Here is a 15,533-nt window from a genome sequence, read left to right on the forward strand (position 1 = left end):
CGGGTCTGGACGGGACGGGGCGGGCACGCCGCTCAGGCGGCCGACCCGGCCGCGCGCGGGCTGTTGCGGGTGACGGCCGCGGTCAGGCGGTCGAGGAAGATCGCCAGGATGACCACGGCGATACCGGCCTCGAAACCGAGGGCGCCGTCGTTGCGGGTGATGCCCTGGTAGACCTCGCTGCCCAGGCCGCCCGCGCCGACCATGCCCGCGATGACGACCATCGACAGTCCGAGCATGATGACCTGGTTGACCCCGGCCATGATGGTGGGCAGGGCCAGCGGCAGCTGGATGCCGGTGAGGACCTTGGTCGGGGAGGCGCCGAAGGACTCGCCCGCCTCCACCAGCTCCTTGTCGATCTGGCGGATGCCCAGCTCGGTCAGGCGGACGCCGGGCGGCATCGCGAACACGATGGTGGCGACCACGCCGGGGACGGCGCCGATGGAGAAGAAGAAGATCGCCGGGATCAGGTACACGAACGCGGGCAGCGTCTGCATCAGGTCCAGGACCGGCTTGACGATCTTGCTGACCAGGTCGTTGTAGGCGGCCAGGATGCCGATCGGGATCGCGATGACCACGGCGATGGCGCTGGCCACGAGGACGAGGCCGAGCGTGTCCATGGCGTTGGTCCACTGGCCGACCGAGGCCACCAGGGTGAGGGCGATCAGGCCGAACAGGCCCATGCGCCACCCGGCCACCGAGAGCGCCAGAAGGCTCAGCAGCAGGATCATCAGCAGCGCCCCGGGCCGGGTCACCAGCATCGGGAGCACGAGCCAGCCGAGCAGGACCAGCACGAGCCAGCCGCCCGCGACGACGCCGGTGCGCACCCGGGTGCCCCTGTCGAGCACGCCCAGGACGGTGACGGCGACCAGGAAGACCAGCGAGATGCAGAAGTAGGCGTCCACGTACTGCTGGTCGAACAGGTTCATCGCCCACAGGAAGAGCTGCGGCGGCAGGCTGTTGACGATGGTGTTGCCGAGCGCGAACTGCGCGTGCAGCACGTAGAGCAGCGAGACCGCGGCGACGATCACCACCAGCGGCAGCCGCCGGCGGCGCAGCAGCGGAACGGCGATGATCACGGCGGCCACGAAGGCGAGCTGCCCGGCGGCCGGTTCGGTGAAGAAGCCGGACAGGGCGCTCACGGCCCAGCGGATGAACTCGCCGACGGCGTCGAAGAAGAGGCCGAAGGTGCTCTTGAGCCAGGCGTTGAGGGCCTCGAAGCCGTCCCCGATGGGCAGGGACGGCGGAAAGTCAACGGGTGTCACGGGGTCTCCTTCCCGCCCGCGAGCGCGGCCAGTACGGAGTTGCGGGTCACCGTGCCGAGCACGGTGCCGTCCTCGTCGACCACGCGGAGGCGGTCGGAGGCGGCCGCGCTGGCGTACAGGTCGGCGACCAGGGTGTCGGCGCCGACCTGGGGCGCCGAGGAGTCGGCCGCGGGGGCGCTCGGATCGAGCACCGACGCGGCGGTGAGCACGCGGGTGCGGTCGACGTCCTCGATGAAGCGCTCGACGTAGTCGTTGGCGGGCGCGCTGAGGATCTCCTGCGCGCTGCCGATCTGGGCGACGCGACCGTCCCGCAGCACGCAGATCCGGTCGCCGAGGCGCATGGCCTCGTTGAGGTCGTGCGTGATGAAGACGATGGTCTTGCCCAGGCTCTTCTGGAGTTCCAGGAGCTGGGTCTGCATGTCCCGCCGGATGAGCGGGTCGAGGGCGCTGAACGCCTCGTCCATGAGGATGATGTCGGTGTCGGCGGCCAGTGCCCTGGCCAGGCCCACACGCTGCTGCATGCCTCCGGAGAGCTGGTGCGGGAGCTTGTCCTCCCAGCCGCCGAGCCCCACGAGTTCGAGGGTCTCCCCCGCCCTGCGGCTGCGCTCGGCGCGGGACAGGCCCCGCAGCTCCAGGCCGTAGGCGGCGTTCTCCAGGACCGTGCGGTGCGGCAGGAGCGCGAAGTGCTGGAAGACCATGCTGATCTTCTCGCCCCGCAGCTTCAGGAGGCTCTTCCTGCTGAGCGCGGTGATGTCCACGCCGTCGACCTCGACCGTCCCCGCGGTGGGTTCCAGGAGGCCGTTGAGCATCCGGATCAGGGTGGACTTCCCCGATCCGGACAGGCCCATGACGACGAAGATCTCGCCCGGTTCGACCTCGAAGGACACGTCGATGACGGCGGCCGTCACGTCGAGGTCGGCGATGGTGTCCCGGTGGCTGCCGTCCGAGAGCCGCTCGACGGCGGCTCTGGACTGTCTGCCGAACACCTTGTACAAGTGGTCTGCGCGTACTGCTGGCACGGTCTCCTCTAGAGGGCTGTCCCGGCCGCGAGGCGTACCGGGGCAACACTCCCGCCCCATCGCCGACCCGCGGTTCTCACAGGTAGTCGGCCTGCGCGGAGCCCTCTTGCGCGCCCCCTCATCAGGGCGGAACCGCTACCTGGTTCACGTCGGGGCGCAACCTTACCGAGGTGTGTACGTACAGTTCAGGCGCTAAGTAACCACCAAATAACATGTTTAAACGTCATAAAAACCGTCCGCCGACCTGTGGCAGCGGATGCCGGAGCCCCGGAAGGCTCCTTTGTGATTTACACCACACACGGAAAAATAGTGACCTTAGTCACATACTAGTGACAGGGGGATCAAACGACAGTCCGTGTCCGTTCAGGACCGTACCGTAAACAAAACGTCCTGTCTGCCCCCGGTCCCGGCTAGACGCTCTCCGGGCTGATCGGGGTGCGGATGAAGTTCTGGTGGGACCTGGACGGCGTCGGTCCCCGCTGCCCCTGGTAACGCGATCCGTAGCCCGCGGAGCCGTAGGGGTGCTCGGCCGGGGAGGACAGGCGGAACATGCACAGCTGACCGATCTTCATGCCCGGGTAGAGCTTGATCGGCAGGGTGGCCACGTTGGACAGCTCCAGCGTGACGTGCCCGGAGAAGCCCGGGTCGATGAACCCGGCCGTGGAGTGGGTGAGCAGTCCCAGGCGCCCCAGCGAGCTCTTGCCCTCCAGGCGGCTCGCGATGTCGTCCGGGAGGCTGACGACCTCGTAGGTGGACGCGAGCACGAACTCGCCCGGGTGCAGGACGAACGCGTCCTCGCCGTCGGTCTCGACCAGCCGGGTGAGGTCCGGTTGCTCGGCCGAGGGGTCGATGTGCGGGTACTTGTGGTTCTCGAACACCCGGAAGAAGCGGTCCAGCCGGACGTCGATGCTGGAGGGTTGGACGAGGCCGGGGTCGAAGGGGTCGATCCTGACCCGCCCGGCGTCGATTTCGGACCTGATATCGCGATCGGAGAGCAGCACGGTCCGAACCTACCGCCTGGGGCAACGCAGCGTAGCGGCGCTCCCCGCCCGGGTGGCGGTCCGCGCCGAGTTGCCCACCCGCCCCGGAGTTGGGCTAGGATGGCATCCGTTGCCAGCCGGGTTCTTCCGGCGGTGCCGCGCGGATGTAGTTCAATGGTAGAACTTCAGCTTCCCAAGCTGATAACGCGGGTTCGATTCCCGTCATCCGCTCCAGACACACAGACGGCCAGGTCGTTCGGGGTTTTCCGAACACCTGGCCGAACTGCTTTCCGGGGGTTGGTCCCGACCGCCGTGCCACACACGTGCCACACGCGCGGACGCCGACCTCAGCGACGGGCACCTGTGGAGGACGGTTCCTCGCCGTCGTCCTCGGCCCGGTTCGCCCTCAGCTCCTCGGCCACCCTCTCCCCCAGCCGGTCCGCGATCTCGCGTTCGCGTTCGTCGCGCGCGTGGAGGTAGACCATCGCGGCGCGGGAACTGGAGTGCCCCATGCGCTTCATCAGCTCCCGCACGGAGGCACCGGCCTCGGCCGCGTAGGTGTTGCCCGTGTGCCGAAGGTCGTGGATGTGGACGTCCTCCAGACCCACGGCCTCGCAGGCGTCCGCCCAGTACTTCGAGAAGTTGCCCCTGCGGAGCTGGTTGCCGCGTACGCCGACGAACACGAACCCGTCCTGTCCGGGCGCCGAGTACTCGTCCAGGTGGCGGCGCAGGTCCGGAACGACCAGTTCGGGAAGGGACACCGTCCGGTGGCCCGCCCGGGACTTGGGCTTGCCCTTGTAGAGCCCTCCCACGTCCGAGACCGTCTCGCGCACCCGCACCGTCCGGGCGTCCAGGTCCAGGTGTCGGCGGCGCAGGCCCGCCAGTTCCCCCCATCGCAGACTGCCGAACGTCGCCAGCAGCACCAGAGCCCGGTACCGCGGTTTGATCGCCTCGGCCAGCTCGAAGACCTCGGCCACCGACAGCACCGGGCGTTCCTCGGTCTCCTCGAGGCCCGCGCCGTCGATCTGGCAGGGGTTCTCCCGGATCAGCCTGTCCTTGACGGCGGTGTTCAGTACCGCCCGCATGAGCCGGTACGCCTTGGGGACCTGGGCCTTCCCCCGCTTGCGCCTGAGTCGGGAGGAGCGCCAGCGGCGGATATCGGCCTCCTTGATCTCGCTCAGGAGCATGGTGCCGAACGTCGGGGCCAGGTGGAGGCGGAGCAGGTCCTCATAGGTGCGGCGGGTCTTGCGTGTCAGGTCGCGGTGCTCGATCCACTCGGCCGCGTACTCACCGAAGGGCAGGGCACCGGCCTCGGGGGCGAACCAGTCCCCCTGTGCGATCTCCGCTTCCTTGAGCGTCAGCCAGCGCTGTGCCGCCTTCTTGGTCGCGAACGTGGTCGGCGCCGGTCGCATACGGCCGTCAGGGCTGCGGTAGCGGACCTGGAAGCGCCCCGAGGACAGGGGACGGATGTTGCCGAAGGCCCGCGTCTTCCTGCCCGGCATCAGGCCGCCCCACGCATGCGCAGGCTGACCGGCTCGACGGTTCCGGCGGTGATGAACTCGTCCAGCGCCGATTCCGGGATACGCACGTGGCGACCGACCTTGACGAAGGTGATGCGCCGTTCCTCGATCAGGCGACGGGGGTAGCGCTCGGAGGTGTTGAGGCGTTCGGCCGCCTGCGCGACGGTCAGGAGACGGCCGGTCGGACGGGTCTTCTTGCTGGTCATCAGGCGGCCCTTTCCGTTGCCGAGGGGACGGGGGTTCGAGCGGCGTCGAGTTGGGCGCGGCGTTTGAGGGCTTCGCCCACCGCGCGCAGGAGGCGTTGCTCCCGTGGGGCCACGTCGGGGTCGGTGGGTTTGGCCAGTTCCCATGCGAAGGAGTCCGAGGAGATCGAGGCCAGCGCCGGGGGACGAGGGTTGTCCTTGTCGCCCTGGTCCTCGTTGGTGGGGTCGACGCCGAGGGCGTTGAGGACCCAGGCGAGCCGATCGGCCTTGTGGTCGGCGAGGGTCTTGCCGGACCACTTGCGGGAGACCAGGACGCGGCGTCCGGCGTAGCCCAGGTGTTCGCGGCGGTGGGCTTTGGAGCGGCAGAAGCCGGGGCGCAGGCCCGGTTTGGCGTCGTCGGGTTGGATGCCGTAGCGCAGCCAGTTGGAGCAGCGGGGCGAGCACGGCTCGAACCGGAGAGCGTCCAACAGGTGGTCCACGTGCTGTTCCTGTCGGGTGGTCTGAACCTGGTGGCAGTCGGCGATGTCCTTGGTCAGGTACTTGGCCAGGTAGCGCACACACCGGGACGCGTCCTCGGACCCGGCCACGACCCCTTTGGCGTCGACCTGTCGGCCGAACCGCACCACGTGAAAGGGTTCGGCGTCCGGGTCAGTGTCCAAGGCGTCCAGGGCCTCGTCCCAGGTGGGCAGGACTTCCCCGGTGGTGGGGTCGAGGTAGGTGTCGTTGTCCTCGTCCCACACAGGCAGGTGGTCACCGTCGAAGACGACGCGGTCGGCGTTGGGCCACCACACCTGGTGGTAGGTCGCGGCGGCGATCTGGCGCAGCTCGGCCCGGGGGATGGTGCCGCGTGTGGCCATGTGCAGGTGCGGGGCCAGCCGGCGTTGGGGTTCCACGGCCGCGAAGTACTGGACATCGAACCCCGCGACCCGTCTCAGGTTCTGCACGAAGCGATCCACCAGCTTGGAGAAGTGCAGGGTGTCCCGGGCGGCCCGCCGGTAGTCGTACGTGGTCGGGTCGACGGGGGTGCCGTCCGAGCGCACCCGCCCGTAGGAGTCCAGGGTCAGGGTGATGAACAGCGAGGGCCGGAACACCTTGCCCGAGGCCGGATCGGTGAAGGCCCTCCCGACCGTCTTCCTCGTCATGGGTCGCTTGGGCAGGTCGGGCACGTCCTGACGGCGCTTGGTCGAGCGCACCCGACGCGACCCCGACGAGGACGAGGAGTCGCCGGAGCGGGTCACCGAACCTCGAAGGCCGGATGCGGTGATCTCCTCGTCCAGGTCCGCGATCGCCGCATCCAGCGCCGAGAGCTGTTGGGGGTCAGCGGCCCCGGTGGCGGCGAGGTAGTCACGTTCGGCGGTGACCATCGCACGCTGTTCCACCCAACCGCGTTGTTCCTCGGACGGCGGATCAGGCTCCACCACGGGTTCGGTGGCCAGGTGCCAGCCCTCTTCACACTGGGAGCGGCGAAGGCTGCGCTTCCTCTTGGCGCAGGCCGGACACCGCGATTCCAGGGTGGACCCGCACGGAACGTCGATCACCTCAGTGGCACCGGTGGTGATGTCGGTGCGTCGAAGGGACACGGGGCGGATGCATACGCCGTGGTCGGCGGCGATCTGTTCGGCCACCTCCCGGGCCAAGGGTTGCGCGAGGCGTTCGGCTCGGGTGGACTTACCGGTAGGCGTCGGCATCAGGTCCTCACCTGAACTCGTCCGACGCGTCCTGAATGCCCACGCTCTAGGCTTTGTCCATGCTGCGCCGCATGCTGTACCCCCGGAACCTGCTGTGGGCTGTCCAATGCCTCGCGACGTTCACACTGATCGTCAACGGGCATCTCGGATGGGCGACGGCCTGCGCGGTGGTTTCCGTGGCAGCTCTGTGGACGTGGGATCTGCTTCGAGCACGCAAGAACAGCCATCAGGCCACCTCCGAACCCGAGGAGGAACCGGCCCCGTAACCCTCGGCCATGGCGGTGATGTCGGTGTCGGAGACGTAGGCGGCCCGGACGCGGACCGGGGAGGGGGAGCCTTCCAGACGGACGTAGGCCACCCCGGGAAGAGCAGGGTCGATCAGGTGGGCTTCCGCACCGCGTTCCCTCGCACCTTCGCCGAGGACCATGTCCACCTGGGACGCCTCGTCCAACCTCAGCGCGACCTTGTCCGGGAACAGGTTGCGCAGGTTCATGACCTCCTTGCGCGGGTCCTGCAACGCCGCCAAGACCGCGAAGCCGACCGAGCGGCCCTGTGAGGTCAGAGTGGCGATCGCGTTCTCCGCGCGGCGGCGCACGTCCCGGTCGGGGTGGTAGGCGGTCAAGAACGCCACCTCATCGAGCAGCACAACCACGAAGGGGTCATCGACCGTGGCCACGTGCGAGCGCTGTTTGCCCGCGTAGCGTTCGGCCCGCTCCTGCATCTGCGCTACTGCCTTTTCGAGCAGGACCACCGCGGATTCGCCCGTGTCCGCGTAGCGGGTGAACAGGTCGCGGCCGTAGGCCAGTTCCATGCGTTTGGGGTCGATCGCCCACACCTGCGCGATGCCGTCCGCCAGGGCGGGGAGCATGGCGCGGACGGTGGACCAGATCACCGAGCCCTTGCCGGCCCCGGTCACCCCGACCACGAGCACGTGGGTTCCGTGCAGGCGCAGCAGCCACGGCGAGCCGTCTTCCCGCTGTCCGACCGGAAGCGCGTCCAAGTCCGGGAGCTCAGGCACGGGCAGGGCGTCCAGGGGTTCGGCCAAGGTGTCGCGTCGGGGAAACTCCAAGGTGATGTCCCGGGGTCCGTTGACGACCACGCGGCAGGAGGGGGCGGCGAACCCGTGGGCCAGTTCGGTGACGCGGTGTTCGAAGTCGGCCGGGGAGGTTCCGGCGACCAGGGAGACGCGGACGTAGTCGGCCCAGGAGTTGCACCGCACGCGGCGGATGCGAGGCAGGTAGCGGCGTTCCTGGTAGGACTCGGCCAGCCCGGAGATCACCAACACCGGCTGCCAATGCCGCTTGTACACGAACAGGTGCCGCCACCAGGCGAGCAGGCGGAGCGTGACGCAGGCGCGGTAGGAGTCCGGCCAGGTCCGCCACCACACCAGGGACACCACGGCAGCAGCACCCCACAGGCAGGCGAGACCGGGCCAGTCCAACCACCACCAGGCCCCGGCAGAGGCTGCCAGGCAGGCGACCATGACGGGGAACCGGAACGGCAGGGTGACAAGGAAGCGGACCAGCCGCCAGATCCACGAGGCCAGCACGACAATCCCGGGAGTTTCCACGATCGGGGTCGTCCACCGCACCCCCTGCGCCGGGGTGGGCAGGGTCGGGGAGGACTGAGCGGAACCGATCTTGGGTTGGCGCATCATCGCTGGCCACCCCGCTTCTCGTTCTCGATCTGGGCCAGGAGCCGGTCACGGTCGGAGCGGGCACGGGCGGCGAAGGTCGCGGCGGTGGGGTTCTCCTCCCGGTCCGCGATCGTGGCGAACACCCGGGCCTTGAAGTCGAAGAACTCCGCACGCTCAGCGTCGGTGGCAGGCGGGGGGTTGGTCGCGTCCAGCAGCAGACGGACCAGTTCCGGGCCGCTCAACCCGGACAGGTCACGGGGGTAATCGGACATACTTGGAGACACCTCTTCTGAGATTTCGCAGTCGCAGGAGGGATTCAGGGGCGGCCGAGGTGTTGGCGCACCAGGCCGCCCCGCTTACATGGGGGTCAGGCGGCGTCCTTGGCCGCAGGAGCGCGACGACCGCCAGCGGCACCGCCGGGAGCCTTCACGCCCCGGGCGCGCAGCGAGTAGGCCACCCGGGGGCGGCGGCCGGAGTCGTCCACGTAGGGCATGACCGCCATGGACTCGAACTCGATCGGCCGGAACGGCAGCCCCGGGACCTCATCGGGCAGGGTCGGGCACACCTCAGCGGCGACCTTGACCTTCACGCTCTTGGCCTTGCCCCGTGCCTCGGGGTCGGCGTCGATCACGTCCACCGCCCACAGCGGAAACCCCGAGTCCTTGTCGAGCTGGGGACGCTTGGTCTCGAAGTCAGTGATCGCCTCCACCCCCAGCGCGAACGCACCGTGGGGGAACACCGTCCCGAACGCGACGGGCAACGCACCCTGAATAGCCATAGTGCAGTCCTCTTCTCGTTGTTCGTCCTGTTCACGACCCTCGGCACGACCGACAAGCGATCTCCTAAGCCGAGAATCGATACATGTATAGCATGTATCGAAACTAGCGACCAGCGGTAGCCGCACGCTCCTGTTCGTCGTTGACGTGTCCGCCGCCGCTCTCGGGTGGCGGCGAGGGTTCCACCATCCCTGGCAGGGGCGGGACGGGATCACTACATGGCTGGACGTGTTCAGGACGTCTCGATAATGTGAGCGCGTCCCCAGACATCCAGCGAACCCCCGAGGTACATGCCGAACGAGAGGTTGCGAGCCGCGCTGCTCCAGCGCGGGGCCACCCCGGCCGATCTGGCCGAGGAGATCGGCGTGGACGCCAAGAGCGTGGAGCGCTGGATCACCCAGGGGCGCACCCCCTACCGCCGTCACCGCTTCGCGGCAGCGGCCTATCTCGGCGTGGAGGAGACCTACCTCTGGCCCAAGGCCCTGTCCCCCGAGCAGAGCCAGGCCGCCTCGCAGAGCGAGATCGTGGAGATCTACCCGCATCGGTGGAGCGTGCCGACCGAGTTGTGGCGCCGCGTTTTCGAGAGTGCGCAGCAGGAGATCTCGATCCTGGTCTTCAGCGGGTTCTTCCTGGCCGATGACCCGAGCATGATCAAGCTGCTGGCGGACAAGGCCAAGGCCGGGGTCCGCGTGCGTGTGCTGTTGGGGGACCCCGACAGCGAGGCGGTTGCCCAGCGCGGCCGGGACGAGGGCTTGAACGAGCTGTTCGCCGCGAAGATCCGCAACGTCATCGTGCTGTACCGGTCGTTGCGCCAGGTGCCGGGAGTGGAGTTCCGTCTCCACGGGACGACGCTGTACAACTCGATCTACCGCGCCGATGACCAGTTGATCGTGAACACGCACGTGTACGGCGCGATGGCCTCGGAGGCCCCCGTCTTCCACCTGCGCAAGATCCCGGGCGGGACCCTGGTCGGCACCTACCTGGAGAGCTACGAGAGGGTATGGGCACAAGCATCCCCTCTTGAGTGACCCAGGAACCCCGATCATGTTCGAGATGTTCACCGACCCCGCGAAGTACGTGGTCGTGCACGCCCAGGAAGAAGCAACCAGGTTCAATCACAAGCGCATCGGCCCTGAGCACATCATGCTCGGGCTGCTGGGGGAAGGCGAAGGTGTCGCCGCTCGCGCTTTGCAGGGGTTGGGGGTCGGCTATGAGGCGGCTTTGGCCGAAGCTCTCAAGGTCACCAAGCCGAGGAAGTGGGGCTCAAGCGGATACGTGCCCTTCTCCTCCGAGACCCGCAAAGCCTTGGAGCAGTCCCTCTACGCGGCTCTGCGGTTCCAGCACAACTTCCTCGACACCGAGCACCTGCTTCTCGGACTGATGCACAAGGATCGGGGAACGGTCCCCACCATGCTGCGAGGTCTCGGCGTGCCCCCCGAGTCAGTGCGTGAGCAGGTCGAGAAGATCATGTCCGGTCTGGACAGACACATCCGGGAGTAGACGCATGGGCAAGCGGATTGACTACTACGACGACCCCGAGGCCCCGGCCGCGAACAGCCTCGTCCCGTCGGTGAACGTGTTCGTGGTCAACCACCGCGACGAAGTGTTGATGATCCGCCGCACCGACAACGACAACTGGGCCGTGCCCGGGGGCGCGGTGGACCTGGGCGAGTCCGTCCCCCAGGCCGCGGTTCGCGAGACGCTGGAAGAGACCGGCGTGACGTGCGAGATCACCGGGGTCGTGGGCATCTACAGCGACCCGAAGCACATCATCTACTACACCAGCGACGGCGAGGCCCGGCAGGAGTTCTCGTTGGTGTTCACCGCCAGGCCGCTGGCGGGTGAGCCAACCCCGAGCGACGAGTCCAAGGAAGTCGTCTGGGTGTCCAAGTCCGAGTTGGCCGGATACCGGATGGATCGGTCCATGCGCATGCGCGTGGACCAGTTCCTCAGCGGAGGCCCCACCCACATCGGGTGAGCGGTCAGCAGACCTCGGCCAGGCGGCGTTCCACGGCCCGCACCGAGGCCGTCAGCAGCGGCGAGGAACGGGTGATGGAGCGGTGGACCAGGTCCTCGGGGGCGTAGCGCTCCAGGATCTCCGACAGCCGTCGTTCCACGGGCAGGTGTGTCCCGTCCGGGCCGGTGGTCATGTCCGAGTAGGTGAGCGCGTCCAGCAGGTCGTCCGGCGGGGCGTCGAACTCGTCCTTGAGCGGAGCGAGCAGGCCCCGTTCCTCGGCTTCCACCACGGCGCAGGAGTGGTAGGCCACCAGGGAGACCAGGGCTTCGTCAGCCTTCTGGGCCTCGCGCAGGTACCGGGCTCCGTCGAGGGGGTGGAAGCCCGTGGTCGCCAGGTCCGGGGAGTACCCGATGTCGTGCAGCCAGGCGGAGGCTTCCACCAGATCGGCATGTGCGCCGAGCACGCCTCGGAGGGACCGCGCCTGTTCGGCTACCCCCTGGGAGTGCGCCCAGCGTCGGGGAAGCGGCTGTTCGAGCAGTTCTCGCGCGAGATCCCGCGCCCAGTGAACATGTCCCACATGTACCAGGCTAACCCGCGGTCGTTTCGGCCCCTTTGACGAACCGGCCCTTGCCGTGGACGGCGACGACGAGCCCCGTCCCCTCCAGCTCCGAGAGGGCCTGACGGGCCGTCCCGCGCGACACCGAGTACTGGCGGACCAACGCGGCCTCACTAGGCAGGGCGTCACCGGGAGCGAGGTCCCCGCTGGTGATGCGCTCCCGCAGCTCGGCGGCGATGCGGCGGTACTGAGCAGGAGGTGTTCCGTCCGCAGGTGCGCTCTCGCGCTCCTCGGTGGTGCACACAACACGGCCGGTCCCCGGAAGAGCCTTGACCAGTCGCTCGGCTTCCAGTTCGGCCAGGGCGCGGCGCACGGTGGTACGGGAGACGTTGAACTCCTGACGCAAGGCTGCCTCGGAGGGGAGCGCGTCACCCGGGGTGAGGTTCCCCGCAGTGATCCGCGAACGCAGGGCCTCCGCGATCTGGTGGTACGTCCCCCATGGGGTGCGCGGACTCAAGCGGGTTCCTCCGAAGCGAGCTGGCGAGTCGAACGACGAGTTTTGAAAGGTTGTAAAACTCAGTATGGATTGAGAAACGTATGGACGCCCGTCGGTGCCGACCCGACCCGAAGGCCTTCCCCCTTCGATCGGCACCAGACGGACGCCCCAACCGCAGAGCCGCAGAACCGGCCTACGGTCGGCCTTTACCCCTGCGGTTAGCCAGTTTCGGCACGTGACTCGGTTGCGCGGAGGCGCTCGCTAGACAGCTCGGAGTTGCCGATCCCCGGAGGCGGATACTCCAACTGGTGGACGAAGACCTCCACGTCCTCCTCGATCAGCGTTGGTGCGTGCGTGATCTGCTGTCGAGTGGCGGTAGCAATCCACAGGCCCCCATGGCGGCGGATCGACCACTGCTGCGCGTAGTGGCGTTGCAGAACACGGAGGAGCGTGTTCGGGACATCCCCGGTACTCATGCGGCGTCAGCCTCCAACCGGGAGATCTCCAGGAGCAATTCCAGACCGAGCTGGGACCGGTCGGGCAGCTCCACCGGACGATGCCTCGTGCCGTCCACGACGTAGGGACGGACCAGTCTCGCCAGCGGCGCAACAGGATGCGCCGGAGGTGGCGGAGTGAATGGGAGTCTCGCGCACGGCGAAGGCTTGGCGGCCCGGAGCCGTGTGGGTCCGCGTGTCCGAAGGTGTGGGATCAGGTTCCGCATGGTCACCCCTGATGGGTTCGGGTGAGACTCACGGCGAGACGGCGGGAAGCGCCGGAGTCCTCTTACATGCGGAAACGATGCTCTGCGTGAGCGGACATGTGTACCACGTATCGGACAACTTGAGGGACGTCTAGGGACGTCTTCTGTTATCGTCGGTTCCCCGCACCCCGGAGGGCACCGACGTGAACGCTGCACTGCGCAAGGCACTGGCCGCGTCCCGACTCACCGAGATCGACGTGGCTGCACACCTCGGCGTAGACCCCAAGACCGTTCGCCGCTGGCTCTCCGGCCAGCGGCCCTACCCCCGCCACCGCTGGGCACTGGCTGATCTCCTCCAGACCGAGGAAGACGCCCTCTGGCCTCCAAAAAGCCAGGAAGACGAAGCACACGCACCCGAGTCAGAGCACGTCCAACGTGTCTACGCACACCGCTGGCAGATACCCCGGGAAACGTGGTGGGATCTGTTCAACGAAGCAGAACAGGAGATCGGCATCCTGGTCTACAGCGGCCTGTTCATCGCCGACGACACGGGCATGTTGGAACTTCTGGGAGCACGCGCACGAGACGGGGTGAACGTCCGCATCCTCTTGGGGGACCCCGATTCTCAACCAGTGAAACGACGCGGGCAAGAGGAAAGGATCGGGGAAGCACTCGCCGCTAGAGCGAGCAATGCACTTCTGCTCTTCCGCACACTACTGAGAACAGATGAGGCGGAAATACGCATACATTCCACCACGCTCTACAATTCCATCTACCTCACAGAGAAGCGGGTGCTCGCCAACCATCACATCTACGGTCTTCCAGCTTCCCAGTCTCCGGTTTTCGAAATAGACAGCAGAATAAATTCCAGTTTTGCTGACGTCTACCTTCGAAGCTTTAATCTGATCTGGAAACAAGCGAAAACCATCTAGTCAAGATTCTCAAAGACAGGCCTCGGAGCAATCACCGACGTTCGCTTCTCGTTTATGTGCAACCATGGCGGAGCCGCAACAGAAAGCAGTTTGTGCTCGACTCCGATCAGGTTCTGCTGAGCTGCTTCATTTAGTGCATGTTCAATCTCCAAAACGCTTGCAGTAGGGTACTTTTCCAGCTGCAATTGAAGTCGCTGGCCTTTTGCCGTGGGCTTTAGATAGTATTCGGGCCTCTCATGCTTTCCCAATGTATAGATGGCCGCAGCAACAGACCAGTAGGCGTCATTAAAGAGACCCATGAAGCCGTTTGGATCCGGAAAAGCAACGATCCACATTCCATTCTTCTGATCGAATCGAACCCCCGGCTGAAGATTCGGAGCCTCCGGAACTATTCCAATTCTCAACCCCTTGCCCGGCTCGAGGAGTTTGTAGTTGCTTTTAATAGTCGTGGCTGCATACCGATAAGATTCGTCACTACCCAAGAAAAGATCCGTTTTCCAAACCTGCTTAATCCTATCCGAAAGACGCTCCTCCGCACTTTTTCCCTTAGCCGCCACCCTAACCCAAGGGCCAAACGCAAACGGCCTCCCACTTCCGTCTGGAAGAAGAACTGCCTCGTCTCCGGCCCCTTCCACTACGGCATCTAGAAAACCCAAGTACTTTGCCCTCTCATACCCAAAAAGCAAAGAGGAAGGGGAAGAATCTCTCTTGAAGACACGGGGAGAAGTTCGAGAAAGCGCATGCGAAAGCATCTCGCAAGTCCGGGGCTCTTGTCCAACAATAGCTTCATGCACGGCCCATTCAAATCCATCACCGCGCATCCCCTTGTCACGGTTTAGTCGAGCAACCTTGGCAAGCTGCCTCATCGTGACATCTTTGCGGTCGCAATTTAGATCCAGCAAGTCATCATTCGTCAACTGGTCCAACTGCGCCCTGAGGATAGATCGCGATACCGCATAAAGAGCTCTCCCATATTCATCGACTGGCTCTTTTTGCGCCAGGAATGTGACAGAGCTTCCCGATCTCTTATTTTTCGCGTTCATAAATTCCCTCCTGGGTTCGATGCCGAGTTAAGCTGTATGAGATCAAGGCGACGGCGCAAGCGCCGTCGCAGCGGCCTCCGGCCGCTGCTCGGGCTGCGGGCTGCCGCCCGGTCCCGAGCGCGGCCGACGACCGTACTACTTGGCATCATGACGCGGCCCGACGACGAACGGTTGCCGTTCAGTCGAAATCGGTTGATGACGTGCGCAGATCCCGAGGCACCCGGTAGCGGAATGCGACCGTCATGAGTGACGGTCACCAGCGCTACCGGGCACCTCGGCCCGATTCCGTGGTTGCTGCATGCGGTACATCCCGACTAGAGCTACGTGCCTCAGGTCAGGAGCTCCAGCCGGATAGTTTCCCCTACGAGCCGCCGCACCCGATGACCACTGCCTCAGCCCGCTGCCAAGGCCCCCAACCTCCTCGGGTCAGGTCGTTGACGTGCTCCTGAAGACGGCTGCCATCCCGGAGGAGGGCATCGCACTTAGGACAGAAACTGGGTCCATTCCCACTCCCCACGGGCCTGCCACCGCCCGGAGTGCACCGCAGCTTCGCGGGGACCGGCCGTTCGATCTGCACACACAAGTCAATGACCTGACGGGCGCCTCGGCAGTCCAGCCTGACCTTCACATACCTCGGGGACATAGTCCCTCCTCTTCCGAGCGCGGGCCGAAGCAACGCAGCTGCGACTCGTAGACCACTGCTCAGTACTTCTGGCACAGGGTCAACCGCTCTGTTCAGGACCGTACAGAACAGGTGTGACAATC

At 66.3% G+C, this 15,533-nt stretch carries 16 protein-coding genes and 1 tRNA gene; 5 read left to right on the forward strand and 12 right to left on the reverse strand.

The window, feature by feature from the left end:
* Positions 1-32: 32 nt before the first annotated feature.
* The 3 genes from EV372_RS08840 to dcd form a co-directional block, all read right to left on the reverse strand.
* Positions 33-1,262, reverse strand: coding sequence for an ABC transporter permease (locus EV372_RS08840; protein ID WP_130395611.1), 1,230 nt, complete (start codon positions 1,260-1,262; stop codon positions 33-35).
* Positions 1,259-2,257, reverse strand: coding sequence for a betaine/proline/choline family ABC transporter ATP-binding protein (locus EV372_RS08845; protein WP_130398826.1), 999 nt, complete (start codon positions 2,255-2,257; stop codon positions 1,259-1,261). Before EV372_RS08845 ends, EV372_RS08840 begins: the two co-directional genes overlap by 4 nt.
* A gap of 434 nt (positions 2,258-2,691) precedes the next feature.
* Entirely contained in the window at positions 2,692-3,282 is a 591-nt protein-coding gene (gene dcd, locus EV372_RS08850; protein ID WP_013155535.1) for a dCTP deaminase, read from the reverse strand.
* A 139-nt stretch (positions 3,283-3,421) separates the two neighbouring features.
* Here dcd and EV372_RS08855 point away from each other — a divergent pair.
* Positions 3,422-3,495: transfer RNA gene (locus EV372_RS08855), tRNA-Gly, on the forward strand.
* A gap of 113 nt (positions 3,496-3,608) precedes the next feature.
* Here the strand turns inward: EV372_RS08855 and EV372_RS08860 are convergent.
* The 6 genes from EV372_RS08860 to EV372_RS08885 form a co-directional block, all read right to left on the reverse strand.
* On the reverse strand, positions 3,609-4,763 hold the full coding sequence (locus tag EV372_RS08860) for a site-specific integrase (RefSeq protein WP_130395612.1): 1,155 nt from the start codon (positions 4,761-4,763) through the stop codon (positions 3,609-3,611).
* Positions 4,763-4,987 carry a helix-turn-helix domain-containing protein gene (locus tag EV372_RS08865; protein ID WP_130395613.1) on the reverse strand — a complete coding sequence of 75 codons (225 nt, stop codon included), beginning with the start codon at positions 4,985-4,987 and terminating at the stop codon, positions 4,763-4,765. Before EV372_RS08865 ends, EV372_RS08860 begins: the two co-directional genes overlap by 1 nt.
* Positions 4,987-6,672, reverse strand: a complete 1,686-nt coding sequence (locus tag EV372_RS08870) for a replication initiator (RefSeq protein ID WP_130395614.1) — start codon at positions 6,670-6,672, stop codon at positions 4,987-4,989. The genes EV372_RS08865 and EV372_RS08870 overlap by 1 nt, the downstream gene beginning before the upstream one ends.
* Positions 6,673-6,898: 226 nt before the next feature.
* A complete protein-coding gene (locus EV372_RS08875; protein WP_130395615.1) occupies positions 6,899-8,329 on the reverse strand; it encodes an FtsK/SpoIIIE domain-containing protein in 1,431 nt (476 codons plus the stop codon).
* Positions 8,326-8,580, reverse strand: coding sequence for a hypothetical protein (locus EV372_RS08880; protein WP_130395616.1), 255 nt, complete (start codon positions 8,578-8,580; stop codon positions 8,326-8,328). Before EV372_RS08880 ends, EV372_RS08875 begins: the two co-directional genes overlap by 4 nt.
* Before the next feature lie 95 nt (positions 8,581-8,675).
* The gene (locus EV372_RS08885; RefSeq protein ID WP_130395617.1) at positions 8,676-9,086 is read right to left on the reverse strand and encodes a plasmid replication, integration and excision activator; all 411 of its coding nucleotides are present in this window, start codon (positions 9,084-9,086) and stop codon (positions 8,676-8,678) included.
* Between the two features lie 288 nt (positions 9,087-9,374).
* On the opposite strand from EV372_RS08885, the gene EV372_RS08890 reads away from it, so the two are divergent.
* The 3 genes from EV372_RS08890 to EV372_RS08900 are packed head-to-tail and all read left to right on the forward strand — an operon-like array spanning position 9,375 to position 11,062.
* Positions 9,375-10,112, forward strand: coding sequence for a DUF5919 domain-containing protein (locus tag EV372_RS08890; RefSeq protein ID WP_130395618.1), 738 nt, complete (start codon positions 9,375-9,377; stop codon positions 10,110-10,112).
* Positions 10,113-10,128: 16 nt separating this feature from the next.
* Positions 10,129-10,584: a Clp protease N-terminal domain-containing protein gene (locus EV372_RS08895; protein ID WP_130395619.1), complete on the forward strand. Its 456-nt coding sequence runs from the start codon at positions 10,129-10,131 to the stop codon at positions 10,582-10,584.
* Between the two features lie 4 nt (positions 10,585-10,588).
* Positions 10,589-11,062 (forward strand): NUDIX hydrolase, encoded by a 474-nt coding sequence (locus EV372_RS08900; RefSeq protein ID WP_130395620.1) that lies wholly within the window; start codon positions 10,589-10,591, stop codon positions 11,060-11,062.
* Positions 11,063-11,066: 4 nt separating this feature from the next.
* Here the strand turns inward: EV372_RS08900 and EV372_RS08905 are convergent, their stop codons facing one another.
* Both EV372_RS08905 and EV372_RS08910 read right to left on the reverse strand, forming a co-directional pair.
* The gene (locus EV372_RS08905; protein WP_130398827.1) at positions 11,067-11,579 is read right to left on the reverse strand and encodes an HD domain-containing protein; all 513 of its coding nucleotides are present in this window, start codon (positions 11,577-11,579) and stop codon (positions 11,067-11,069) included.
* A gap of 49 nt (positions 11,580-11,628) precedes the next feature.
* Entirely contained in the window at positions 11,629-12,114 is a 486-nt protein-coding gene (locus EV372_RS08910; RefSeq protein ID WP_130395621.1) for a GntR family transcriptional regulator, read from the reverse strand.
* A gap of 882 nt (positions 12,115-12,996) precedes the next feature.
* Between EV372_RS08910 and EV372_RS08925 the strand changes: the two genes are divergently transcribed.
* On the forward strand, positions 12,997-13,725 hold the full coding sequence (locus tag EV372_RS08925) for an XRE family transcriptional regulator (protein WP_486484116.1): 729 nt from the start codon (positions 12,997-12,999) through the stop codon (positions 13,723-13,725).
* On the opposite strand, the gene EV372_RS08930 is transcribed toward EV372_RS08925, so the two are convergent.
* Positions 13,722-14,591 carry a hypothetical protein gene (locus EV372_RS08930; protein WP_130395624.1) on the reverse strand — a complete coding sequence of 290 codons (870 nt, stop codon included), beginning with the start codon at positions 14,589-14,591 and terminating at the stop codon, positions 13,722-13,724. The two genes, EV372_RS08925 and EV372_RS08930, sit on opposite strands and share 4 nt — an antisense overlap.
* Positions 14,592-15,533 lie beyond the last annotated feature (942 nt).

It is taken from the genome of Nocardiopsis sp. CNZ308 (assembly GCF_004217075.1).

Excerpts from the sequence above, each read along its gene's own strand:
- EV372_RS08860 (WP_130395612.1), bottom strand. The coding sequence starts at position 4,763 with ATGCCGGGCAGGAAGACGCGGGCCTTCGGCAACATCCGTCCCCTGTCC.
- EV372_RS08865 (WP_130395613.1), bottom strand. The coding sequence starts at position 4,987 with ATGACCAGCAAGAAGACCCGTCCGACCGGCCGTCTCCTGACCGTCGCG.
- EV372_RS08870 (WP_130395614.1), bottom strand. The coding sequence starts at position 6,672 with ATGCCGACGCCTACCGGTAAGTCCACCCGAGCCGAACGCCTCGCGCAA.
- EV372_RS08875 (WP_130395615.1), bottom strand. The coding sequence starts at position 8,329 with ATGATGCGCCAACCCAAGATCGGTTCCGCTCAGTCCTCCCCGACCCTG.
- EV372_RS08880 (WP_130395616.1), bottom strand. The coding sequence starts at position 8,580 with ATGTCCGATTACCCCCGTGACCTGTCCGGGTTGAGCGGCCCGGAACTG.
- EV372_RS08885 (WP_130395617.1), bottom strand. The coding sequence starts at position 9,086 with ATGGCTATTCAGGGTGCGTTGCCCGTCGCGTTCGGGACGGTGTTCCCC.
- EV372_RS08890 (WP_130395618.1), top strand. The coding sequence starts at position 9,375 with ATGCCGAACGAGAGGTTGCGAGCCGCGCTGCTCCAGCGCGGGGCCACC.
- EV372_RS08895 (WP_130395619.1), top strand. The coding sequence starts at position 10,129 with ATGTTCGAGATGTTCACCGACCCCGCGAAGTACGTGGTCGTGCACGCC.
- EV372_RS08900 (WP_130395620.1), top strand. The coding sequence starts at position 10,589 with ATGGGCAAGCGGATTGACTACTACGACGACCCCGAGGCCCCGGCCGCG.
- EV372_RS08930 (WP_130395624.1), bottom strand. The coding sequence starts at position 14,591 with ATGAGGCAGCTTGCCAAGGTTGCTCGACTAAACCGTGACAAGGGGATG.